Below are 23,946 nucleotides of genomic sequence, written 5' to 3'. Positions count from 1 at the left end.
CAGCGGCCGGCCACCCAAAGTGGAGTGGCCGGCGAAGCATCAGCGGGGGAGGCGCCGCCTCACTTCGAGCCGATCAGCACGAAGTCCTTGCCGTCGACCTTGTAGAGGTAGGACGGGCTCACCTTCAGCTCGCCGATGTCGTCGAATTCGAGCTCGCCGATGGCGGTCTTGGCCTTCACTTGGTGCAGGGCGTCGTTCATCTGCTCGCGCGAGTGGCCCTTGGCATCCTTGAGCACCTGCTCGAGGATCTGGCCCTGGACATAGCCGTAGATCGAGTAGGGGCCGGCCTCCTCGCCATACTTGTCCTTGTAGGCCTTGGCGAAGGCGGCAATGTCCGGCGAGGCATCCATCGGCGGTACCTGGATGGCCACCAGCGTACCCTGCACATTGTCCTGGCCGGCCTGCGCGATGAGGTCCGGCGTGTAGCCGCCGTCCGGTACCAGGAGGGTCGCTTTGACGCCCTGCTGGTGCATCTGCTTGGCGAACAGGGCAAGCTGCGGCATCACCGCGCCGAGATAGATGACGTCGGGCTTCTTCGCCTTGATCTGCGCCAGCACGGCGGTGAAGTCGACATCGGACGGCGCGACCACCAGCGTGTCGAGCACCTTGCCGCCACCCTTCTCGAAGTTCTTGGCAAAGATCTCCGAGATGCCCTGCCCGAAGACCTGCTTGTCGTTGACGACCACAGCGGTCTTGGCGCCGAGCTTGTCCAGCGCATACTCGGCCGGCAGCAGCGCGCCGGCGAGGTCGTTGGCGACTGGGCGCACCATGAACTTGTAGCCCTGATGCGTCAGCGACGGGTTGGAGCCGAAGGTCATGGTCGGCAACGTGCAGTCTTCGTAGATCGGCAGGGTCGACTGGGCGACACCGGAATTGAAGTTGACGAGCCCGATGACGACCTCGTCGTCGTCGCAGTATTTCTGCGCGACCAGCGTGCCTTCACGCGGATCGGCCTTGTCGTCCTGCTGGTTGATCAGGATTTTGGTGCCGTTGACGCCGCCCGCGGCGTTCAGCTTGTCGACATAGAGCTTGAAGCCATTGTGCCAGGTGCTGCCGAAATAGGCCTGCGGCCCGGACAGCGGGCCGGCGAGCCCGATGGTGATGTCGTCGGCGAAGGCCGGCGCGGCGATGAGCGACACGCCCAGGCACAGCAAGGCAACGGATTTCATTGCGGCTCCCCTTATCCTCGAAGGTCTGCGGCTGAAAGGTGATCCCGGTCTTCATGCCGGTGGGGAGCATCGAAACAGACAATCGAGGTTACGTCAAGAAAGTGTCGACACTGTTGCGTTCAATTGTCGGGTTGGCTAATCCTTGGGGGCTGCGAGGGGCGTCCGGCGGCGGGGCGGCCGTGTGTCGCTGGAGCTGAAAACCTTCAGCAGCGCGTCTTTCAGGGCCTGCTGCGTCGCGGAGATGGTGAGCTCGATATGGTTGCGCAGCAGATCGACGCCGCCCTCGACATCGCGCCGCACCGCGGCGTCGACGATGGCGGAATGGGCGGCGACCTGCGCCGGGTCATGGGTGCGGTGCTCGATCTGGATCCGGCGGATGAAGCGGATGCGCGCGTTGATCGAGGCGAGCTGGGCGACGATCTCCGGATTGCCCGACAGTTCGGCGATCAGCAGATGGAAGCCCTCGTCCTCGGCGAGGATGAGGTCCGGCGGCTGGTCGCGGTAGCCCTCGACGATGGCCTCCCAGTAGTGGCGGAGCTGGTCGATCTGCTCGTCGCTGGCGCGCTCGCACATCAGTCGGAAGGCGGCGCATTCGATGATCGAGCGCAGCTCGTAGAGGTCGAGCAGACCCTCGGTCGACAGGCTGCGCACGAAGAAGCCGCGATTCGGAGTGAGGGAGACGAAGCCCTCCGAGGCGAGCCGGTTCAGCGCCTCGCGGATCGGGGTGCGGGAGACGCCGAGGCTGCGCGAGAGCCGCACCTCGTTGATGCGCTCCTCGGGCCTCAGCCGGAACTCCACCAGCATCTTGCGGATCACCTGATAGGCCCGTTCGCTGCTGTCCGCCGCGCGGCGCGTCTCGGTGCCGATCTCGGCGCCGGTCTCGGCCGGCGGGTCGATGACGTCGGCGATCTCGGAGTTCTCCGGCATGAGGTTTCCTTGCGCTGGGCTGGGGGTGTCGACAGTTCGGTTCAACCTTTTCCAATCTCGGTCCAAACGCAAGCGGCCGACATCACGCGGGGCACATGATCATGCGAGTGGGCATTCTCGGCGTCGGGCATCTGGCGGCGGCGCTGGCCGCCGGGCTCCTGCGCTCCGGGCTGGAACCGGAGCAGCTTCGGCTGTCGCCGCGCGGGCGGGCGAGGGAGCTCGCCGAGCGCCACGGGCTGGTCGTCGCGGCGGACAACCGCGACCTCGTCGACGGCGCCGAGGTGGTGCTGCTCGCGGTGCGCCCCGCCGACGCGGCGGCGGCGGTCGCGGGCCTGCCCTGGCGCGAGGGACAGGTGGTGATCTCCGCCTGCGCGGGGGTGCCGCTCGCCGGCCTCGCCGTGGCGCCGGCGCGGGCGGTGCGCGCCATGCCGCTGACTGCCGCCGCGATCAATGCCAGCCCCACCGCCTGTTTCCCGCCGCTGCCGGCCGCGGTGGCGGTGCTGGAGCGGCTCGGTCCAGTTGTCGCGCTGGCGAGCGAGGCGGATTTCGAGGTCGCGACCGTCAACGCCGCCGTCTATGGCTGGGCGCAGGATCTCATCCGCCGCACGGCCGAATGGTCGGCCGACCAGGGGCCTCAGGCCGAGGCGATGCGCCGGCTGGTGGCGCTCACCTTCGTCGCCGCAGGCCGGCTGATCGCCGAGAAACCCGAGCCGATGACGCAACTGCTTGACGAGCTCGTCACGCCTGGCGGCATCACCGAGCTCGGGCTCGACGTGCTGGCGGCCGGCGGGCAGCCGGCGCTGTGGCAGGCGGCCTGCGAAGCGGTGCTGGCGCGCCTTGCCGGCCCGCGCGGTTGACCGGGCCGGCGGCTATCGCTCCGGCGGTGGCGGGTAGACGTGGCCGCCGGGCGCCTGTTCGCTCGGCGAGACGATCAGCTCGGCGATGTCGACATGGTCGGGCAGGCGCAGCGCGCCGACCAGCACTTCGGCGATGTCCTGCGGGCGGAGCGGGCGCTGCTGCGTGTACATGCGCTCGCGCAGGCCCTCGCGGTCATTGTCGAAGGCCCTGAGATAGAAATCCGTCTCCACCCGGCCGGGGGCGATCTCGGTGAGCCGCACGCCGGTGCCGGCCAGCTCGTGGCGCAGAATCCGCCCGGCCTGGGAGAGGCCGGCCTTCGCGGCGCCATAGGTGGCGGTGCCGGGAAATACCGCGCCGGCCGCGGTGCTGGTGAGGTTGAAGATGTGGCCGCGCCGGCGGTCGATCATGCCGGGCAGCAGCAGCTGGATGAGCTGGAGCGGCGCGGTGAGGTTGAGCGCGATCACCTCCGCCGTCTCTGCCGGGCTCTGCGCGTGCAGCGGGCGCACGGTGGCGAGGCCGCCGGCATTGTTGACCAGCACGTCGATCGGGGTGCCGTTGAGCGCGGTGGCGATCGCCGCAAGGTCGCGCACGTCGCCGGGCAGGGGCTTCAGCCTCGGCCCGAGCCGCTCGGCAAGCGCGCCGAGCGCTGCCGCGTCGCGCGCCAGCGCGTGCACGGTAAGACCCTCGGAGACGAGGGCGGTGGCGATCGCCGCGCCGATGCCGCGCGAGGCGCCGGTGACGAGAGCGGTGCGGTGGTCCATGGCGTCCTCCAGCCTTGCCGTCACAGCGCGCCGTGCGCGGCGACCGTCTTCAGCACCTCGATGAGCCCGGCGTCGCGGGCGGCGCGCAACGTGTCCTGGCTGCGGCCGCTCACCGCCTCGGCGGTTGAGGCGGACACCGCCGCGATGGTGGCGTCGTCGAGCCTGGCGTCGAGCAGCGAGTCCCAGATCGCCTGGTAGGTCGGACCGTACTTGACCAGGAAGTCCCCCATCCCCGCGGCGTTGAGGCCGTTGGAGATGAACGCGCCCTGCAGCGTCCATTTCGGGCCGGGGCCATAGATGAAGGCCCGGTCCACGTCCTCGACCGAGGCGACGCCCTCGCGCACCAGCGCGATCGCCTCGCGCCACATCGCGCCCATCAGCCGCAAGGCAAGATGGCCGGTAATCTCGCGGTTGAGCGTCACCGGCTTCTTGCCGATCGCCTCGTACACCGCGCGGGCGCGGGCGAGGGTAGCGGGATCGGTGTCGCAGCCGCCGACGATCTCCACCAGCGGCATCAGATGCGCCGGGTTGAACGGGTGGCCGAGCACGATGCGGCCGGGATGGCGGCACCCCGCCTGCATCTGCGAGACCAGCAGTGCCGAGGAGGACGAGGCGATGACCACCTCCTCGCCGACGAGGCCGTCGATCTGCGCCAGCAGGCTCTGCTTGAGCGCGAGTTGCTCCGGTCCGTTCTCCTGCACGAAGCCGGCGCCGGCGAGCGCCTCGCCGAGGCTGGCGAAGGTCGCGACCGTGCCGGGCGCCGTGACAGGGCCATGCAGCGCGTCGAGCTCGGCCATCAGTGCCGGCAGCGCCTCCTTGAGCGCCGCCGCGCGGGCGGGATCGGCGTCGTAGCCCCGCACGTCGTGGCCGGCATGGGCGAAGGCGGCGGCCCAGCGCTGGCCGATCACCCCGAGCCCGACGATGCCGATGGTCAGCTTTTCCATGGCGGCCTTCAATCCAGAACTGCGCGGAACGACCCGTTGAGGTCGTTCCACGGAATGAGCAGGTCGATCCAGGCGCTGGTCCGGCCGGCGACGAGGATGGCTTCGTCCAGCAGCGCGTCGAAGGGCAGGGCCGCCTCGCCCATCGCCGCCTCCAGCCGGAACAGCAGCGCCGGCGTGGTGTCGAGGTGGCAGAAGTCGCGCAGCCGGGTTGCCGCCTTGTTCAGCGCCAGCCCGGCGGCGTAGCGGCGCAGGGCCTCGCCGGTGCGCTCCCGTTCGCCGCGGATCCACCACAGCATCTCGTGCAGCACCCGCGCTTCGCCCTCGGCGGCGAAGACCGGACCGACCGGGTGCATGATCGCCCGCGAATGGGTAAGCCCTGCGATGTCGGCCGGGCAGGCCGCCCACAGCGCCGCGCGGGCGGCGAGGAGATCGCCGGGGAGCGGCGAGGGGAGTGCGGGCTCGACGGGCGCGCCGTCGGCGCGGGCGAGGGTGCCGGCGAATATCCGTCGTCCCTGCGCGCGCTTCAGCGTCGCGGCCAGCGCCGCGATGCCGTCCACCGGCGCGTCGAGATGGCCGAGCACGGTGACCTGCGCGGTCTCGGCCTGCAGCGGCGCGAAGGTGATCTCCAGGAACTGCCGCACCGGCCAGTAGATGAAGGCGCCGGCCGGCGCGTCCAGCACATGGGTCGCTCCCTCGACGTCCTCGACGAACGGGGCGTGCCAGTAGATGTGGCTGCCGGCGATCTTCGGCGTGTGCAGTTGCAGAGGCAGCGGCAGAGCGCGCAGGAGCGCGCGCTGCGTGCGGCCGGCATCGCCGGTCAGGCGCAGCGGCCAGCTGCGGCCCTCCGCCGAGAACACGAGTTCCATCGGCCCTGCTCTCACTTGCCCGGGTCGAAGAAGGAGACGGGCTTCAGGATCTGGTTGCGCATGTCGAGGAGGTAGTCGGTCTCGATCACCTTGAGCCGGTAGACCTGCCACTCCGGATCGGCCTCCATGCGGTCGCGGCGCGCCTCGCGGTCGGCGAGGCTGTCATATTTCCACAGGTGCACCGTGCGCGAGAGGTCGCCGATATGGGTCTGGAAAAAGCCGAAGGGCTCGCCGAGATAGTGCCGCTGCATGGGCAGTCCGACCTCCTCATAGAGCTTGAGGAAGTTCGGCAGCCTGTTCGGCCGGGCGGTGTAGGTACGGTGGTCGAAGATCATGGCTGGCTCCTGTCGGGCGGGAAAGGCGGTGGCGAAGGCGTCGGACGTGCCTATCCCGCACTGCGCACGGTTTCGGCGATCAGACGGGCGGTGAGCGCCGGATCCTCCAGCTGCGGCACGTGGCCGATGCCGTCGAGGAGATGGACGGCGGCGAAGCCGGGCGCGCGCGCCGCATGGGCGGCCGGGAGGATGCGGTCGGCCCGGCCCCAGATCAGGCGGGTCGGGGCGGTGACGCGTGCCAGTTCGGCGCCGAGGTCGAAGCCCTGGGTGCCGCCCGCGAACAATTGCCCGGCCAGCAGGGCGAGGGCGGCGCGGCTGCCGGCCTGCTCCCTCTGGGCGAAGGCGGCGCGGGCGAAGCCAGCGGGCAGGGCGGCCGGGTCGCCGACCATTTCGGCGAGCCAACGCCCGAGCGCCTCCGGCGTCGCGGCCTCGGCGAGCCCGGCGAGGAATCCGGCATTGATCTCCGGCCCGAGTCCGCCGGGGGCGATCAGCGTCAGCGAGCGCACGGCGAGGCGGCCGAGGGCGGACAGGGCGATCGCCGCCGCCCCGCCGAGCGAATGGCCGACGAGATGGGCGCGTTCTATGCCGGCCGAGTCGAGCCGGGCCGACAGGTCGAGGGCGATAGCCTCGATGCTGGCGGCGGCGCGCCCGACCTCGCGGCCATGTCCGGGCAGGTCGAGCGCCAGTAACTCGGTGCCGGCGGGCAGGGCCGCCGCGAGCAGCGGCGTCACCTGGCGCCAGCTCGACCGGTCGGCGCCGAAGCCATGCAGCAGAACGACCGGGTCGGGGCGGCCCGCCGGTGCGCTCCCGGGCACGGGGACGGTGGCCGCAGATGCGGGAGCCGCATCGCGGGCGGCGAGCCGGGCCAGAACGTCGCGCTGCTTGATGCGGCCATTCGGGCCCGTGCCTCTGATCTCGGCGAGATCGAGCCCTGCCGCCTGTGCCGCCCGCCGTGCGAGCGGGCTCGCCACGCGGCGGGCCGAGGCGGGTGCCGTCGCCGAGGTCCCGGCAGTGGAAGCCGGCGCCTCGGGAGACGGGACGTCGCGGGACCGGATGTCGACCGGGGTGGCGGCGCTGGCGGGTGGCGCGTCGGCGAGCGTGCCAAGTATCACGCCGACCGGCGCCTCCTGCCCGGCCGGGTAGAAGATCTCCGCCAGCCAGCCGTCGCGCTCGGCCTCGATCTCGGTCGCCGCCTTGGCGGTCTCCACCGTGACGAGGAGCTGGCCGGCCTTCACCGCGTCGCCGGGCTCGGCTGCCCAGCCGACCACCAGCACGTCCTCCATATATTCGCCGCCGGCACTGTCGAGACGGATCGGAAAGGTGGTCATCGCCGCTGGCCTCACTTCAGCGTCGCGAGCGCGGCAGCGCGGATCTTTGCCGCGTTGGGCAGCATCGCGGTCTCCAGCGGCTCGGAATAGGGGATCGGCATGTCCGGCAGCGTCACGCGGGCGACTGGCGCATCGAGCTCGTCGAAGGCGTGGTCCATGATGCTGGCGGAGAGTTCGGCGGCATAGCCGCAGAAGCGCCAGCCCTCGTTCACCACCACGGCATGATGTGTCCTGGCGATCGAGGCGACGATGGCACCGATGTCGAGCGGTCGCAGCGAGCGCAGGTCGACGACTTCGGCCGAGACGCCGTCGGCGGCCAGCAACTCGGCCGCCCGGGTGGCTTCCACCACCATCCTGGAGGACGCGAACAGCGAGATGTCCGTGCCTTGGCGCACCGTCGCGGCCTTGCCGAGCGGCACGACGACGTCGCCGTCCGGCACCTCGCCGCGCATATTGTAGAGCAGCTTGTGCTCGAGGAAGACCACCGGCTGGTCGTCGCGGATAGCTGCCTTCAGCATGCCCTTGGCGTCGGCGGGGGTGGCGGGGGCCACCACCTTGATGCCGGGAATGTGGGCCAGCATCGAATCGAGCGACTTGGAATGCTGCGCCCCGGCCCCGGCACCGCCGCCGCCCTGGGTGCGCAGCACGAGCGGCATCTTCACCTGGCCGTTCCAGATGTAGTTGTAGATCGACGCCTGATTGGCCAGCGCGTCGAGCGCGAGCGGCACGAAGTCGGCATACATGATTTCCAGCACCGGACGGGTGCCGGTCATCGCCGCCGTCACCGCCATGGCGGTGAGCGCCTGCTCGGAGATCGGCGTGTCGCGCACCCGGATCTCGCCGAACTCCTCCATCAGCCCCTTGCTGACCTTGAACACGCCGCCATAGCGGCCAATGTCCTCGCCGAACAGGAAGACCGAGGGGTCGGCCTGCATCTCCTCGCGCAGTGCGGCGTTCAGGGCTTCGGCATAGCGCATGAGAGCCATGTCAGTAGGCCTCGCTATAGGGGTTGCAGGCCGCATCGGGCGCGAAGTCGGGGAACGGGTCGGACAGCGCCGCGGCGAAGGCGGCGTCCACCTCCTCCTTGGCGGCGGCTTCCAGCGCGGTGAGCCTCTCCTCGCTCACCCCGTCAGCATGCAGCGCGGCGCGGGATATCCGCAGCGGATCGCGGGCCTTCCAGGCGGCGATGTCCTCGGGCTTCTGGTAGCCGCCCATGTCGGAAGTCGAGAAGCCTTCGACGCGATACGTCTTGCACTCGATGAGGCCGGGTCCCTCGCCGCGCCGGGCGCGCTCGACCATCGCCCCGACCGCCCGGTAGACCGCGACCGCGTCGTTACCGTCGACGATCTCCGCCGGCATGGCGTAGCCGGCGGCGCGCACCGAAAGGTCCGGCACCGGGGACTGCACCTCGGACGGCACGGTGAGGCCAAAGCCGTTGTGCTCCAGCACGAAGACGACGGGGAGCTTCCACAGCCCCGCCATGTTCATCGCCTCGTGGCAGATGCCGGTCTGGGCGGCGCCGTCGCCGAACACGCACAGCGCTACGCCCTTGCGGCCGAGTACCTGCATGGACAGCGCCATGCCGGCGGCCGCCGGTATACTGGCGCCGACGATCGCATTGCCGCCGATGACGCCCTTGTCGGCATCGGCGATCAGCATGTGTCCCGCACGGCCGCCGCAGGCGCCGGTGGCGCGGCCGAAGATCTCGGCGATGACAGGCCGCATCTCCATGCCCTTGCCGATATAGACGGCGTGGCCGCGATGGGTGGTGGTGACCTTGTCGTCCGGTTCCAGCACTGCGGTGGCGCCGACGCCGACGGCCTCCTGCCCATCGCAGCGATGGATCGGTCCGCGTGTCCGGCCTTCCTTGTGCAGGGCGCCGAGCCCCTCCTCCAGATGCCGCACCAGCAGCATCCGACGGTAGATTTCCAGGTGTTCGTCAACCGACGGTGCGTTCTTCACCGATCCCTCCCGAGGCGTGTCGGAATTTAATACAAAGGTGTCGACACTTTGCAACCCGTTTGACACGACGAAATGCACCAGGGTGTGACAAGGGTATCCAGGTGAGGTTGCGGGACAGGACGGCGATCGTTCCGGCACGGCGGCACGAGGGCGCGCCGCGCCGCTTCACGCCCCGGCCGGCGGCAGTGCGCATGAGACCGGCGCGGCAGAGTTTCGCGCCGGTTCAGGGGGACGGGAACGCGGCGCGCAGCGCGGCGAGCATGGCGTCGAGATCGGCGCAGGGGCAAGCGCCGAGGGCGGTAAGGTCGGCGGTGACGTCTACCGGCAGGCCGGAATTGGAGTCCGCCGGCACCTCGTTCAGCCGCCCGCCGACCAGCACCGGCAAGGCGACCGCCCGCGCCGCCATCGCCGCCTTCACCGCCCGTACATAGCTGAGCGCCACGCCGTTATAGGTGCTGATGGCGAGGACGTCGGCGCCGCGCTCGACCGCGCAGGCCACCAGCTCTTCCGGGTCGACGGCGACCCCGGCATCGGCGATGCGCACGCCGAGCCCGTCCAGCGCCTGCTCCACGAGGTGCTTGCCGTGCTCATGGACGTCAGTGGTGCCGATGCAGACGGTGACCGGGCGCGGCGTGGCGAGCGGCGTCTGCGTCGCCACCCAGCGCGCCGCCTTGGCGTCGAGTTCGCGCGCCCATTCGGCCGGGATGAGCGGCGCCCGTCCGCGCGAGGTCTCGGTGCCCGGACCGAACAGCGCTTCCATCCGCTTCGGTCCCAGCCGGCGAATGGCCAGCATCAGCGCCGCCGGATCGTTCACCGGCACGCCGCGCGCGGCCAGGCCCTCCAGCACCGTACCGGCGAAGCGGTTGCCGCCGGCGACGAGGTCACCGGCCAGCGCCTCGACCTTCGCCCAGTCGGTCAGCGGATCGTAGAAGGGCGCATGGGCGGCCAGACGATGGCAGAAGGTCTGGGCGTCGACGATCTCGTCGATGTCGGGGATACGCTGGTTCTCGGTTACTGGAACCGGGTTCACCGCATGGCCGGAAGGCCAGCGGCCCAGCGCCAGCAGGTCGGCGGTGAGATAGCTCGCGAGACTGGCGTAATTGCCGGCCGGGCTCGACTGATAGGCGACGGTGTTGCCGAAGATCATCGTCCCCGGCGTGTCGGTGACGCGGGTCAGCGCGGCGTGGAAGGCCATGCGCGACAGCGGATCGCTGAAATGGTGGCCGTAGCAATGGGCGAGGCGGGCACCGATCAGCGTTTCGACGATGTGCTTCTCGATGATCACCATGCCGAGGGCGCAGGTCATGTCGAGGAAAAGTCCGGCAAAACCGTCATCGAGATTGGAATGGACGAGGATCTCCGCCTCCTGCGCGGCGATCAGGCCGAGCGCGGTGACGGTCGCCTGCGTGGTGGCGACGTCGTCGTCCCAATAGGGCAGCCGGAAGGTGAAATACTGGCCGAGATTGCCGATCGCCGTGGCGCCGGCGGCGATCGCCGCGCGGGTATTCTCCACCGCCGCCGGCAGGCCGAGCATGAAGTCGCCGAAATGCGCCGCCGCCGGCGCCGCCTCGGTGACGCGGGCGAAGTCCTCCGGCCCGTTGAGGACGATGCCGGTGCCGCGCGAGGCCTGGGCTCGCCGGGCTTCCGGATAGCCCATCGACCAGTCGAGGGTGATGCCGAACCGGTCGACGGTGACGCCGGCCTGCGCGCAACGCCCGTGCACGGCGCGGATCGCCTCCAGCGTGCGCTCGATGTTGCGGAAGCCGATATGGGCGTGCTGCATGATCCGCCCTTCCGCCGCCGCCTGCCGCTTGTAGGCGGCTTCCGAGGGCTGGCCGGCCTCGCGCAGGAAGCGGGAGGTGCCGAGCCGCCAGTCGCGCGCCATCGCCCGGCCGTCGGCGACGAGCTCGGCGCCGGGAGCAAGACGCGGGTCGGTGAGGGAAGGGACGCTCATCGGGTGGCTCCTCGATCGGCTGCCGCGATGACGAGGCGGCGGACGATGCCGGCGAACCTCTCCGGATTCGCGGCGCGGTGGAAGTGCGCGCCCGGCATGGTGAGCAAGGCGGCGCCCGGCATCGCGTCGGCGTTCCCGGCCTCCAGCCACCCGGCGCGGGTGGCGGTCATGGTCGCTCCACCGGCCTCAGCCCTTCTTTACCGGGTCGAACTTGTCCGTGAGGTCGGCACCGAACACCGTCTGGCGCTCGATCTCCAGCACGTTTTCCGGCCGGGGAAAATTGGATGGCACGCGGTCGCCGGGCATGCGCGGCTTGCCGATCAGCCGGAAGAAGTCCTCAAGCCCGTTCGGCACGATCAGCCATATCCAGCGCAGCCGGGTCTCGCCGTCATTGATGAACATGTGGCGGACGTTCTTCGGCAGGAAGATCACGCTGTCCGGGCCGATCGGGTATTCCTGCCCCTCGACCACGGCGCGGCCGTGGCCCTCGATGACGTAGACCGCCTCCTCATTGCGGTCATGGGTATGTTCGCGGACATAGCCGCCGGGAGCCACCGACTGCGTGCCCATGCCGAACGGGTGTTCCATGCCGACAATATGCGGGGCGAGCGCGACGTCGATATGTCCGTTGGCCGGCACCGGCTGCCAGTAGCTTTCGCGGGTGTCCGGGCCGGAGATGTGGACGCCGGCGGGAGCGGTCGGGCGGTGGAGTGTATCCATGGGAACCTCTGATGAGCAGGAAGCCTTGGAATGGGGCACCCGGACGGGGCGGGCGCGTGAGCCGTCGGACACTCTCAAATTATCATCGCCTGAAGTGTCGACACAATAGTAGACATTTATCCGTGCGGCTTTCTATAGTTCGGCAAAACACGGATGGGGCGGACGATGAGCACGTATGACGTGGTGGTGTTGGGCTCGGGTTCTGCCGGTTGCGCGGCGGCCCTGCGGGCGGCCAGGGGTGGCCTCAGCGTGGTGGTGGTCGAGAAGAGTGCCTGGCTGGGCGGCACCTCCGCCATGTCGGGTTCCGGCGTGTGGATCCCGGCCAACCACGTCGCCGCCGCCTCCGGCGTAGCCGACAGCCCGGAGGAGGCGATCGCCTATCTGCGCGCGGTGGCGCCCGATGGCTGGTCCGAGACGGAGGGGCCCCGCTGGCGGGCCTTCGTCGACGCGGCGCCCGACATGCTGCGGTTTCTCGCCGACAACACGCCGCTCGATTTCCGGCTGATCAACGAGCCCGATCCGTTCAGCGAGGCGCCGGGCGGCAAGGGATTCGGCCGCATGGTCTCGCCGCAGCCGCTCAGCCGCCGCCTGCTCGGGCGCTACGCTGCCCGGCTGCGCCGCTCGACCCTTCCGCATCTGTTCACCTATCAGGAGATCGTCGATCTCGACATCTATCATCACCCGATCCGCGCCGGCCTCAAGCTGTGGCCGAAGCTGCTCAGGCGCTGGCTGGCCAATGCCGGCGCGCAGGGCACGGCGCTGATGACGGGCCTGGTCCGGGGCTGCCTCGACGCCGGGGTCACCTTCGAGCTCGATACCCGCGCGGTACGGCTGGTGACGGACAGTGATGCACGCGTCATCGGCGTCGAGGTCGCGCAGGCCGGCACGCGTCGGGTCATCGAGGCGACGCGCGGCGTGGTCATCGCCTCGGGCGGCTTCGAATGGGACCCGGCGATGCGCGAGCGGCATTTCCCCGGGCCGCTGGACCGGATCGGCAGTCCGTCCAGCAACGAGGGCGACGGCCAGAAGCTCGCCGCCGCCGTGGGCGCGCAACTCGACCGCATGGATCAGGCCAACATCTATCCCTGTCTGCCGACCCGCTATGAGGGGCGGCCGCAGGGCCTGCCCATGACCTTCCAAGCCGAGCCGCATTCCATCGTGGTCAACCGCCACGGCCAGCGCTTTGTCAGCGAGAGCGACTTCAACATCGGCGAGGCGCTCGACGCCCGCGGACCGGACGGGGCGCCGCTGCACCTGCCGTGCTTCCTCGTCGGTGATCACCGCTTCCTGTCCACCTCGCCGGCGTTCCGCTGGTATGCCTCCTATGAGCCGGGCTGGGTGAAGAAGGCCGACAGCCTCGCCGGCCTCGCGCAGGCGCTTGACCTTCCCGCCGCGGCGCTGGAGACGAGCGTCGCCCGCTGGAACCGCTTCTGCGCCGGGGGGCACGACCTCGATTTCCGGCGCGGCGAGACGGGTTGGGAAGCCTACAAGGCGCATAGCGACCCGGCGCATCTGAAGCCGATCGACAAGCCGCCCTATATCGGCATGACGCTCAACCGCTCGATCCTCGGCACCAAGGGCGGGGCGCGCACCAACGACAAGGCGCAGGTGCTGCGGCCGGACGGCTCGGTGGTGGCAGGGCTCTACGCCGCTGGTCTCGCGATGGCCAATCCCTTCGGCACGCGCGCGGTCGGTGCGGGCACCACCATCGGTCCCAACATGACCTGGGGCTACATCGCCGCCGAGGCGCTGCTGCGGCAGAACCGCTGACCGGCGGGACTGTTGACCGGAAGGACCGGCGGCGGCGCGGCGCTCAGCCGCGCGTACGCAGCGTGACTTCGGGACCCTCCCGGAGCGGCCAGTTGCGGGGAGGCTGCAGACCCCGGCCTCCAACCGCCGCACTCAGGTACAGACCCATTCTCGGATCTTGCAGGGCTTGAGACCCGCGTCGCATCGGCTCAGCGCCAGGTCTTCCGCCTCCTGCCGTGTTCCGGCGGAGGCGGCGGCCCAGGGTGTCGACGCGGCCGTGGCCCGCTCTCCCGTCGCAAGGGCGGCGCAATGCGCATAGGGGAAGCTGCTGCCGTCATCGTCGTCCCAATGGCGGTGATTGCGGAACACGCTGACCACGGCGCAGCCGTCTCCGCCGACCCTCTCGCAGTGCTTCACCGCGTTCTCCTCCGCCTCGCGCCGCTTGTCCGCGCCCCAGAAGAAGCCGTGGCGGCCGTCCACGGGCGAATAGGCGATGGCGCCCCATATGCCGGTCTCCTCGGGCGCCGGCGCGGCGACCGAAGGGCGGGGAAGATCGGCCGACATTCCGGGCTGACCACACGCCAGGAGGATCCCGACGGCAACGATACCGAACCTGCTGTTCATCACCATCGATCCTTTCGATCGTCGTCCACATCCCGGGCGGCGAGAGGCCGGCCGGGTAGGCTCTTCCTCAGATCGCGTCCGTCACCCTCGGGCCCAGGCGATCGACACCACGACGCAGCCGCCGCCCGAGGGGACGAGCATCGCCTGCCCGCCATTGCCGGCGAGCGCGTAGACCTGGACCTTGCCAAGGGTATTGGTGAGCGTGCTGCCCTGCGGCAGCGTCGCGGGCACGTTCGGGCAGGCCGCCGACAGCGGCGCAACCCGGATCATCGCGCCCTCGCACGCCGCGCCGTTCGGGGACGCGACGACGACGCCTCCCGCCGAACCGGTATAGCTCGGCGACTGGTAATCCAACCCGACCAGCGCCTGGATGGCATGCCTGTCGGGCTCCTGCTCGTTCCATGTGCTCACGACATTATAGCCTGCCCCGTCGGTCAGAAGCTGCCCGAGTACCGGGTACACATTGGAGCAGGCGGCCAGGCCGGCCTGCTTGGCATGGGCCAGGAACGGCGTGTCGGGAAGCGCGGCGGCGGGGCCTTTCGTGGCCTCCGCCGGCGTGGCGAGGAGGGTCGGGAGATCGATGAACCGCAGGGCCGCGGCCCCGCCCGCCACGGCAAGGAGGAGGACGCCCAGGCCGATGGCGACAAGTTGCCTTAACGGCAGCGGCGCTTCGCCGGGCCGGCGGTCGGGCGGCGTTCCGGGTGCGCTGCGGGGAGGGGCTTCGCGCGACATGATGCGGTCGTGGATGGATTGCTGTGTCATGCGTTGCTCGATCAGTTGATCGCCGCGAGGGCCTTGCTCAGGCCCTTCAGCGATGCGGTTACGGTGACGGTCTCCCCGGTGGCGGTGACGTAGGAGATGCGGGAATCGGCTTCCCGGCCGATTTGCTCGCGAAGGATCGGCCCGACGGGCACCATGCCGATGCAGACGACCTCGTTGCAGCCCTGCAACGCCACTTCGACCGGGGACCTGCGGCCCTCGAACTGCAGCGACAGCGCGCCGTCGCTTCTCGTCGTCGGCGGTGCGCGCAGCAGGAAATAGGGCTTTCCGTCCCCGGTTGCCGCCAGCGACCAGCTGAAGACGGTGCTGCCCGTCCGATCCTCGACGATCTGGGTGATGTTGCAGACCTTCTGGTGCGCCTCCAGGTTCTCGTCGCAGATCAGGGTCCAGTTCTCGAAGGGACGGATGGTCCTGCGGTACTGGCCGAGGGGGACATCCGCCGGAACGACGACATCCGACGCCTTGATCCGGTAGGCCGGCGCAGGAGGCTCCTGCCCGACGGCGGCGGAACCGCCGCCGAGCAGGATCGAGTAAGCCAGGGGGAGCCCTCGCCGGAGAGCCTGGGCGGCTTGCCGGATCATCATGGCCTCAGTTCAGCGTGAAGCTGATGCCGGCGCCGGCGCCCCATTTGCCCCCGGCAGTGGTGGCCGAAAGATTGGTCCTGACGCGGCCGTTCTCGCTCGTGTAGCCCGCACCGAAGGCCAGCGCCCCCTGTCCGCTCCACACGCCGCCGCCGACCGCCGCGCTGATCTTGCCGGGCCGGTCGTCGTAGCGCAGGGAGGCCGCGGCGAGGCCGATCGCGGCCGCCTGGCGCGCCTCGTCGCGCACCTCGCCGATGTCCTGGTTCAACTGGGCGAACTTGTAGTCGGTGTAGGCGTTCGCCTGGTTGAGCGTCGAGACCGCGACCTGGTCCGTATAGTTGTTGGCGGTATCGATCGCGTAGGACACTCGGTTGTCGGTGTAGGTGTTCGCCTCGACGAGGGTGTTGGACAGCCCGTCCTTGAGCTGCCCGACATTCACCGCGTCGGTATTGGCGATGCCGGTCGCGACATTGGAGATCAGCACCGGCGCGCTCGGGTCGCCGCCGATGAGCGTGACCGAGTTGCCCCGCGTGCCGTCGGGGTTCTTATCGTAGAGCACCGCGCCGTCCGCCAGTTCGCCGAGGCCGTCGGTCAGGTCCTCGATCGCCGAGTTGGTGGCCCAGAGCTGGCTGCCGTTGATGGCGTCGGTGCTGTCGGCCGAGATCCGGCCGGCGGCGACATTGGTGACGGTGCGCTCGGCGCCGGCGTCGCCGACGCTGACCGTGCCGACCGGTGCGGTGCCGGCGAAGGCGTAGGCGGTACCGTTGATGGTGGTGCCGGTGGTGCCGACGGCCGCCTGCGTCACCGAGCCGGCGCCGAGGGCGACGTCATTGGCGTGGTTGGCGGTCGCGCCCTGGCCGATCGCCACCGCGCCGGCCGCGCCGGTGACGGTGGTCGCGCCGTTGCCCATCGCCACGCTGCCGGCACCCGTCGCCACCGCCCGCGGCCCCACGGCGACGCTCTCCAGGCCGATGGCCTGGCTGTCGGCCGCCGCCGAGTTGGCATGGAAGTACTTGATCCCCCCGCCATTATTGATGTTGTTGATGGTGTCGCCGAGGTTGGTCAGGCTGGCGTCGACCGCCGCGAAGGTGTCGTAGACGGTCGTGTAGCTGCCACCCTGCATCACATAGGTCGGCCCGTTGATGGTGCCGTCCGGATTAATGCTGGCGCCGCCACCCAGATGCGTGACGATGCTGCTGGACACCCCGTGGGGCTGGCTGCCGTTCACCGCGTCGGTCGAGGTCGCGTTCACGTCGCCGGCGGCAAGATTGGTGATGGTGGTGCCGGACGCCCCCTCGAGCGTGATGGTGTCCTTCGGGTCGCCGATATTGCCGTCATACTTCACCGCGCGGTCGTCGACCGCCTCGATCGCCTGGGTGGTCGCGTAGAGCTGCGAGCCGTTGATCGCGTCGGTGCTGTCGGCCGTGACCCGGCCGGCGGCGACGTTGATCAGCTGCCGCTCGTCGCCGGCCGCGCCGATGCTCACCACGCTTTGCGGCGTTGTGCCGGCGAAGCTGTAGGTGGTGCCGTTGATCACGATGTCGGTCGTGCCGACGGCGGCGGCGGTCTCGGACCCGGCGCCCAGGGCGACACCGAGATAATGGTCCGCCACCGCGCCGGCGCCGATCGCCACCGCCTGTTCGCCGCCCGACTGCGCGCTGGTGCCGAAGGCGATGCCGTCGGCGAGCATGACATGCGCGTCCTGGCCGATCGCCGTGCCGCCGGGCGCGGTCATGTCGACGATGGCACCATTGCCCATGCCGATTCCGTTGTCGCCGTTCACCACCGTCGAGGGGCCGACCGCGATCGAGTCCGTTCCGACGGCCAGCGAGTCCGGGGCGGACGAGTTGGCATGGAAGTACTGTGTCGCCGTCACGCCCACCGAGGCGATGGCCCCCTGCAACTGGCGGATGGTCACCGCGTCCTGCGCGTCCGTGCCGTCGGCGACATTGGTGATCTGGCGATAGGCGCTGTCCGTGCCGACCGAGACCGAGCCGAGCATCGTCTTGTCGGTGGTGTTGTAGGTGATGATCGCCGAGCCGGCGGGGATGGTTCCCGTCGAGGGCGCGATCGCCCGGTCGGCGATCGACCCGGCGCCGAGCGCGACGCTGCCAACAACGCTGGCCTGCGTGCCGCGGCCGAGCGCCAGCGCGCTTTCCGCCGTCGCCGTCGCCTGGTAGCCGACGGCCGTGGACCCGACGCCCTGCGCGAAGGAGTCCGTCTGCGTCAGGCCGGCCTCGTTGGTGCGGACGTAGCGGATGCCCACGCCGTTGGCGTCCGTATAGCTGGTTGAGGTGTCGCCGGCGATGTTGGTGATGGTGTCGCCGAGATTGGTGATGTCGGCGGTGTTCTGGTCGACCTGCTGGTTGGTGGCGAAGAGCTGCGAGCCGTTCACCGCGTCGGTCGAGGTCGCACTGACATCCCCGTCCGCCAGGTTGGTGATGGTGGTGCCGGCCGTGCCTTCGAGGGTGATGGTGTCCTTCGGGTCGCCGATGTTGCCGTCGTACTTCACCGCGCGGTCGGCGACCTCGCCGACCTCCGTGCCGAGCTCGTCGATCGCCGTATTGGTGGCGAAGAGCTGGGAGCCGTTGATGGCATCGGTCGAGGTAGCGGAGATGCGGCCTGCCGCGACATTGGTGATGGTGCGCTCCGCCCCCACGTCACCGACCGAGACCGTGCTGGTCGGCGTGGTGCCGGCGAAGGTGTAGGTCGTGCCGTTGATCGTGGCGCCTGCGGTGCCGACGGCAGCGGCCGTCACGCTGTCCGAGCCGAGCGCGACGGCGCCGTCATCGCCGGCCATCGCGCCGAAGCCGATCGCCGTTGCGCCGGCGCCGGAGGCCAAGGCCCCCACGCCCGCGGCGAGCGCGTTCAGCCCGGTCGCGCCGTCATTGGCATAGTTGCCGCCGGCGGTGCCGCCGTCATTGACGCTGTAATAATGCGTCGCCGTGGCTTCCACGGTCTGGCCGAGCTCGTCGATCGCCGTATTGGTGGCGAAGAGCTGGGAGCCGTTGATGGCGTCGGTCGAGGTGGCGGAGATGCGGCCGGCCGCGACATTGGTGATGGTGCGCTCCGCCCCCACGTCGCCGACCGAGACTGTGCTGGTCGGCGTGGTGCCGGCGAAGGCGTAGGTGGTGCCGTTGATCGTGGCGCCTGCGGTGCCGACGGCAGCGGCCGTCACGCTGTCCGAGCCGAGTGCGACGGCGCCGTCATCGCCGGCAATCGCGCCGAAGCCGATCGCCGTTGCGCCGGCGCCGGAGGCCGAGGCCCCCACGCCCGCCGCGAGCGCGTTCAGCCCGGTCGCGCCGTCATTGGCGTAGTTGCCGCCGGCGGTGCCGCCATCATTGACGCTGTAATAGTGCGTCTGCACCGCCGCGGTGGCGCTGTCGAGCTGGCTGACATTGACCGCGTCTGTCGGGTTCACGCCCGGGGCGACATTGGTGATGACCATGCCGCCGGCGTCGATACCCGCCGTGGTGACGCTGGGGCCGCCGGCGATGGTGAGGCCGGTGGTGTCGAGCAGGCTGGAGCCGACGGTGATGCTGTTGCCGATGAGGAGATCGTCGGCGAGATCGAAGGTGACGTCGTTGCTGGCGGTGCTCTTCGCCACAGTGATGTTGCCGTCGGCATTGTTGAAGTCGACGGTGTTGCCGGTGGCGCTGTCGAGGCCGACGCTGGACGCGTTGGCGCCCTCGGCGCTGATCGTCCAGCCATCGCCCAGCGCCTCGACCGCCGTATTGGTGGCGAAGAGCTGGGAGCCGTTGATGGCGTCGGTCGAGGTGGCGGAGATGCGGCCTGCCGCGACATTGGTGATGGTGCGCTCGGCCCCCACGTCGCCGACCGAGACCGTGCTGGCCGGCGCGGTGCCGGCGAAGGTGTAGGCGGTGCCGTTGATCGTGGCGCCTGCGGTGCCGGCGGCAGCGGCCGTCGTCGATTGATATCCGAGCGCGACGCTGCCGGCCACGGTCGCGCTGGCGCCAGAGCCGATGGCCACGGCGTTGTCGGCACCCAGGGTGCTGCCCGTGCCGATCAGGACACCACTGGTGACGCCCGAAGCGACGGTACCGTTATTTGCAAGGATCTGGTTGGAGCCGGCGCCGTCGCCCACGATATTGTCGAAGCCGATGACGGAATTCGTTGCGCCGTTGGTCAGTGTGTTATTGCTGCCGATGACACTGTTCTGCGACCCGCCAGTGACCGTGTTCGCAACACCCATGACACGCGCTTCGGACGTATCCGTGAGGGTGTTGCTCGAACCGTACACACCGCTTGTGTCGGTTCCGGAGATGGTGTTTTCATCACCCATGACGGACACGGTCTGAGAAGCGGAAACCACGTTCGAAGCCCCGAAGATCCCGACTTCGGCCGCGCTGTCGGAAATCGCGTTGCTGCCACCGACGACGAAGATGTTCGCTGAATCATCGACCGTGTTCTGGCCGCCGGTGATGCTGACGCCGAGGGCGGTATCGACCGTGTTCTGGGTCCCGTAGACACCGACTGCCGTGCTGGACGACACGGTGTTGTTGGAGCCGATCGCGGAAACCATCGCCGCATTTGTCTGTATCGTGTTTCCTCCGCCAAACACCGCCGTATTGGTGCTTCCGGCAATGGTATTGTCGACACCCACCGCCGTGTTGCTCCGGGTCAACGACGCAAGCCCTAAATAGTTGCCCGATATGGTGTTTCCGGTGCCCGCCGCCGTGCTGGAGGTGTTGGCGACGGTGTTCGAACTGCCGACAGCGGTGCTGTTGTTGCCGCTTGCCGTAGCGCCGACACCCGCCGCCAGCGCTTCCACGCCCGTCGCGCCGTCATTGGCGTAGTTGCCACCGGCGGTGCCGCCGTCATTGACGCTGTAATAGTGTGTCTGACTGTCGGAGACATAGTCGTTCAGCGCCTTGAGCTGCGCGACGTTCACCGCGTCGGTATCCGCCGTGCCCGCCGCGACACTGTTGATCTGGCGCGTTATGCCGTTGCCGGCATCACCCACCGAGACGGCCGCCCGAGTGCTGAGCCATGTGCTGGTAGCGTCGGTCGAGGGCAGGTCGGTCAGGGGATCATAGCCGGCTACTCCCGCGCCGGTCACCGCGATGGAATCCGCGCCGAGCGCGACGCCGTCGGCGACCGCCACGCGGCTGTTGGTGCCGATCGCCACGCCGTCGGTCGCGCCGGACGTGACCAGGATGCCGTTGCCCATGGCCATCGCGCCGGCGGCAGAGACGGAGTTGTTGTTGCCGACGATGCGCGCTCCCTCGGCGCTGGCGGCCAGCAGGTTGCTGTTGCCGAAGGCGCCGGCTTCGTTGGCGGCGATGAAGTTGTTGTTGCCGAGCGAGTAGCTGCCGCTGCCGGTGATCATCGTCGGATCGCCGATCGCTCCGGAATCATTGCCCGAGACCACGTTGCGCGTGCCGATGCTGATCGAGCGCTCGCCGCTGGCCTCGGCGTCGGTGCCGATGGCGATGGAGCCTGCCCCGCCGGCGACGCTTTCGCTGCCGATGGCCACGGCGGTGTCGGCGCTCGCGGTGCTGCGCGTGCCGATGGCGGTGGAGAAGTTGCCGGAGGCGTCGTTGCCGAAGCCGAGCGCCGTGGCTTCCTCGCCCGCCGCCGAGGCCCCCACGCCCGCGGCGAGCGCGTTCAGCCCGGTCGCGCCTTCATTGGCGTAGTTGCCACCGGCGGTGCCGCCATCATTGACGCTGTAATAGTGCGTCGCCGTGGCTTCCACGGTCTGGCCGAGCTCGTCGATCGCCGTATTGGTGGCGAAGAGCTGGGAGCCGTTGATGGCGTCGGTCGAGGTGGCGGAGATGCGGCCGGCCGCGACATTGGTGATGGTGCGCTCCGTCCCCACCGCGCCGACCGAGACCGTGCTGGTCGGCGCGGTACCGGCGAAGGCGTAGGTGGTGCCGTTGATCGTGGCGCCTGCGGTCCCGACCGCCGCCGCCGTCACAGAATCCGCGCCCAGCGCGACGGCGCCGATCTGCGAGGCCGACGCGCCGGAGCCGAGTGCGACACCGTCCTGCGCAACGGCGACGCCGTTGATCGCGACGGAGCCGTCGCCGGCCGCGGTCGCGCCCGAATTGATCGCATCGCCGATGGCGACGGCCCCCACGCCGCTTGCATTGGCCTGAAAGCCGATCGCGGCGCTGCGCAGGCCGGTGCTGGTTCGCCGGCCGATCGACACACCGTAGCTACCGGTCTGTGTCGTGGCCTGGTCGCCGATCGCCACGCCCCAATCGGTCCGGGTTCCGGCGCCGATCGACACGCCGACCGTGTCGGTGAGGCCGGCGGTCGCCGTGCCGCCAACCGTTGCCCCGTGGCCGATGGCGATGCTTCCGGACCGGCCGGCCGCGACCCGGGCATCCACGCCGGCCGCCAGCGAGTTCGTGGCCAGCGCACCGTCATTGGCGTAGTTGCCGCCGGCGGTTCCGCCGTCATTGACGCTGTAATAGTGCGTCGCCGTGGCTTCCACGGTCTGGCCGAGATCGTCGATCGTGGTGTTGGTGGCGAATAGCTGCGAGCCGTTGATGGCGTCGGTCGAGGTGTCGGAGATGCGGCCGGCCGCGACATTTGTGATGGTGCGCTCGGCGCCCACGTCGCCGACCGAGACCGTGCTGGCCGGCGCGGTGCCGGCGAAAGTGTAGGTGGTGCCGCCGATCGTGGTGCTGGCGGTACCGACCGCCGCCGCCGTTACCGATCCCGAACCCAGGGCTACGGCATCCGCGTCATTGACCGTGGCGCCGGTGCCGAGCGCGGTTCCGCCGGAGATGTCGGCGGAGGCATTCTGGCCGACGGCGGTGCCGGCGACCGTACCGGGGACGGTCGTGCCGCCGAGATAGGTCGCGATCGCGCCGTCGCCGAGCGCGGTGCCGCCATTGCCGGCCCGCGCGGCCGCGCCGAGGGCGACCGAGCCGGTGGCGACGGCGTTTGCGCCGATGGCGATGGATTCGACGCCGCTGGCGCTCGCGCTCGTGCCAAGAGCGAGCGCCGAATCGGCCGACGCCGCGGCGGCCGTACCGATCGCGATCGAGCGCTGGCCGCTTGCCGTGGCGACGACGCCTAGCGCCACGGCGCGAGTGCCGGCCGCCTGCGCGGAATCGCCGACCGCGGTCGCACTCGTGCCGCTCGCAAGCGCGCTGCGTCCGAGCGCGGTGGCAAGATTGGAGGTGGCCTGGGCACTGGAGCCAAAGGCTGTGCTCAAATTGCCGCTGGCGAGCGTGAAAGTGCCGACGGCGGCCGCATACTGGCCGCTCGTCGTGGCCGCCTCGCCCAGCGCCAGCGAATCGCCGCCGCTCGCGGCGGCGCCACTGCCGATGGCCGTATCCCGCAACCCGGAAGCGTTCGCGTTCAGGCCGATGGCGATGCTCTCGCCGCCAGCCGCGCTTGAGTCCCGGCCGCCGGCAAAGGAGCTGGCGCCCAGGGCGGCGGCATTGTTCCCGAGTGCCGTGGCGCCGAGGCTGCTGGCGGTGGCCTCTCCGCCAAGGGCAATGCTGTCCGTGCCGGTGGCTTGCGCGCCGCGCGTGGCGTTGGCACCGATGGCGATGGATCCCGTGCCGGAGGCGATCGTCGAATTGGCCTCCGACAGGGCCGTCGTTCCGTTGCCGCCGGCGCTGCCGATGGCCACACTGTTGCTGTTCGTGGCCTGACTGCCAAAGCCGAGCGCGGTGCTGCCCATCCCCGTGGCCCTGCTCTCCAGCCCCAGAGCCGTGCCCCATTTGGCGGCGGCGCTGTTGAAACCGACTGCCGAACCGCCGTTGCCAGTCACCGTGCTGAAGGTGCCGTACGCTGTCGCAGCCGTTGAGCCGGCCGCTGACGCATTGCACCCTGCCACCAGACTGTAGGTGCCGGTGCCGTCGGTCGCCGGACCCGTATTCGGGCCGGTAGTCAGCCTCCCGATGGCGGTGCCCCCGCCGCCGCTTGTGCAGGCCGTGCTACCAGCCGGCGTCTCGCTGTTGATGATGTTCGCGGCCGCCGGTTGAGCACCCGTGGCCAACAGGCCGATGGCAGCTGCGGCGAGTATGGCTCGGCCATAGCGATGGTTCTGCGAAGAGCCGCGCCGCGCAAGCGCCCCCACATCCTTCGCGAACAACGCGATCGGCCGGCCGCAAGCGGGGCGGAGCGGGACATTGCCGGCGCCCGCGGCGCTACGCGCCATCGTCGGATGGCCGGCGAAGCCCGCCGCTTCGAGGGCTGCCGCGATGGCGCCGCCGATGCCGAGCGATCCGAGACCGAGCCGTTTGCGCCCCATGCCCAGCGCCATGTGCGCCAGTCGCAACACCGCCATCAGGCGACGGCGCAGCTGACGGCTATTCCCCGCTCCCGCGACCCAGTTGCCGACGAACAGACCTGTCTTTGCGGAGCGGTCGGTGCCAGAAGCGCGGATGTCGACAGTCATGTCAT

Annotated in this window: 18 protein-coding genes; 2 read left to right on the top strand and 16 right to left on the bottom strand. The window is 69.9% G+C overall.

Translation table 11 applies throughout. The annotated features are described in order from the left end of the window. Positions 1-59 precede the first annotated feature (59 nt). Together AC1PZ7_RS21275 and AC1PZ7_RS21270 are read right to left on the bottom strand one after the other, a co-directional pair. On the bottom strand, positions 60-1,169 hold the full coding sequence (locus tag AC1PZ7_RS21275) for a branched-chain amino acid ABC transporter substrate-binding protein (RefSeq protein WP_482357180.1): 1,110 nt from the start codon (positions 1,167-1,169) through the stop codon (positions 60-62). A gap of 135 nt (positions 1,170-1,304) precedes the next feature. Beyond that, positions 1,305-2,096: a GntR family transcriptional regulator gene (locus AC1PZ7_RS21270; protein ID WP_482357179.1), complete on the bottom strand. Its 792-nt coding sequence runs from the start codon at positions 2,094-2,096 to the stop codon at positions 1,305-1,307. Between the two features lie 95 nt (positions 2,097-2,191). On the opposite strand from AC1PZ7_RS21270, the gene AC1PZ7_RS21265 reads away from it, so the two are divergent. Further along, entirely contained in the window at positions 2,192-2,953 is a 762-nt protein-coding gene (locus tag AC1PZ7_RS21265) for an NAD(P)-binding domain-containing protein (protein ID WP_482357178.1), read from the top strand. 12 nt (positions 2,954-2,965) lie between these two features. Here AC1PZ7_RS21265 and AC1PZ7_RS21260 read toward each other — a convergent pair whose 3' ends face one another. The 10 genes from AC1PZ7_RS21260 to AC1PZ7_RS21215 form a co-directional block, all read right to left on the bottom strand. Then, positions 2,966-3,715: an SDR family oxidoreductase gene (locus tag AC1PZ7_RS21260; protein WP_482357177.1), complete on the bottom strand. Its 750-nt coding sequence runs from the start codon at positions 3,713-3,715 to the stop codon at positions 2,966-2,968. Between the two features lie 20 nt (positions 3,716-3,735). Beyond that, positions 3,736-4,659, bottom strand: a complete 924-nt coding sequence (locus AC1PZ7_RS21255) for a 3-hydroxyacyl-CoA dehydrogenase NAD-binding domain-containing protein (protein WP_482357176.1) — start codon at positions 4,657-4,659, stop codon at positions 3,736-3,738. 8 nt (positions 4,660-4,667) lie between these two features. Beyond that, entirely contained in the window at positions 4,668-5,525 is an 858-nt protein-coding gene (locus AC1PZ7_RS21250) for a hypothetical protein (RefSeq protein WP_482357175.1), read from the bottom strand. An 11-nt stretch (positions 5,526-5,536) separates the two neighbouring features. Next, positions 5,537-5,860, bottom strand: coding sequence for an NIPSNAP family protein (locus AC1PZ7_RS21245; protein WP_482357174.1), 324 nt, complete (start codon positions 5,858-5,860; stop codon positions 5,537-5,539). 50 nt (positions 5,861-5,910) lie between these two features. Next, the gene (locus AC1PZ7_RS21240) at positions 5,911-7,188 is read right to left on the bottom strand and encodes an acetoin dehydrogenase dihydrolipoyllysine-residue acetyltransferase subunit (protein ID WP_482357173.1); all 1,278 of its coding nucleotides are present in this window, start codon (positions 7,186-7,188) and stop codon (positions 5,911-5,913) included. A gap of 11 nt (positions 7,189-7,199) precedes the next feature. Then, entirely contained in the window at positions 7,200-8,174 is a 975-nt protein-coding gene (locus tag AC1PZ7_RS21235; protein WP_482357172.1) for an alpha-ketoacid dehydrogenase subunit beta, read from the bottom strand. 1 nt (position 8,175) lies between these two features. Continuing rightward, positions 8,176-9,150 (bottom strand): thiamine pyrophosphate-dependent dehydrogenase E1 component subunit alpha, encoded by a 975-nt coding sequence (locus AC1PZ7_RS21230; RefSeq protein WP_482357171.1) that lies wholly within the window; start codon positions 9,148-9,150, stop codon positions 8,176-8,178. A 223-nt stretch (positions 9,151-9,373) separates the two neighbouring features. Beyond that, on the bottom strand, positions 9,374-11,104 hold the full coding sequence (locus AC1PZ7_RS21225; protein WP_482357170.1) for a cobalamin-dependent protein: 1,731 nt from the start codon (positions 11,102-11,104) through the stop codon (positions 9,374-9,376). After that, positions 11,101-11,274, bottom strand: a complete 174-nt coding sequence (locus AC1PZ7_RS21220) for a hypothetical protein (RefSeq protein WP_482357169.1) — start codon at positions 11,272-11,274, stop codon at positions 11,101-11,103. Before AC1PZ7_RS21220 ends, AC1PZ7_RS21225 begins: the two co-directional genes overlap by 4 nt. A 16-nt stretch (positions 11,275-11,290) precedes the next feature. Continuing rightward, complete coding sequence (locus AC1PZ7_RS21215) at positions 11,291-11,824, bottom strand: cupin domain-containing protein (protein WP_482357168.1); 534 nt, start codon at positions 11,822-11,824, stop codon at positions 11,291-11,293. Positions 11,825-11,989: 165 nt separating this feature from the next. Here AC1PZ7_RS21215 and AC1PZ7_RS21210 point away from each other — a divergent pair, with 165 nt between their 5' ends. Then, on the top strand, positions 11,990-13,594 hold the full coding sequence (locus tag AC1PZ7_RS21210) for an FAD-dependent oxidoreductase (RefSeq protein ID WP_482357167.1): 1,605 nt from the start codon (positions 11,990-11,992) through the stop codon (positions 13,592-13,594). Positions 13,595-13,726: 132 nt separating this feature from the next. Here the strand turns inward: AC1PZ7_RS21210 and AC1PZ7_RS21205 are convergent, their stop codons facing one another. From AC1PZ7_RS21205 to AC1PZ7_RS21190, 4 genes are all read right to left on the bottom strand, one after another. Further along, on the bottom strand, positions 13,727-14,197 hold the full coding sequence (locus AC1PZ7_RS21205; RefSeq protein ID WP_482359692.1) for a DUF4189 domain-containing protein: 471 nt from the start codon (positions 14,195-14,197) through the stop codon (positions 13,727-13,729). Positions 14,198-14,278: 81 nt separating this feature from the next. Further along, entirely contained in the window at positions 14,279-14,959 is a 681-nt protein-coding gene (locus AC1PZ7_RS21200) for a hypothetical protein (protein WP_482357166.1), read from the bottom strand. An 11-nt stretch (positions 14,960-14,970) separates the two neighbouring features. Beyond that, positions 14,971-15,558, bottom strand: a complete 588-nt coding sequence (locus AC1PZ7_RS21195) for an invasion associated locus B family protein (protein WP_482357165.1) — start codon at positions 15,556-15,558, stop codon at positions 14,971-14,973. Between the two features lie 7 nt (positions 15,559-15,565). After that, positions 15,566-23,941, bottom strand: coding sequence for a hypothetical protein (locus AC1PZ7_RS21190; protein ID WP_482357164.1), 8,376 nt, complete (start codon positions 23,939-23,941; stop codon positions 15,566-15,568). Between the last annotated feature and the right edge of the window lie 5 nt (positions 23,942-23,946).

The sequence above is a fragment of the Ancylobacter sp. TW_SC_1 genome, from assembly GCF_056836805.1.
The sequence above is the reverse complement of the archived record's forward strand: the minus strand, read 5'-3'. Positions and strand labels throughout refer to the sequence as shown.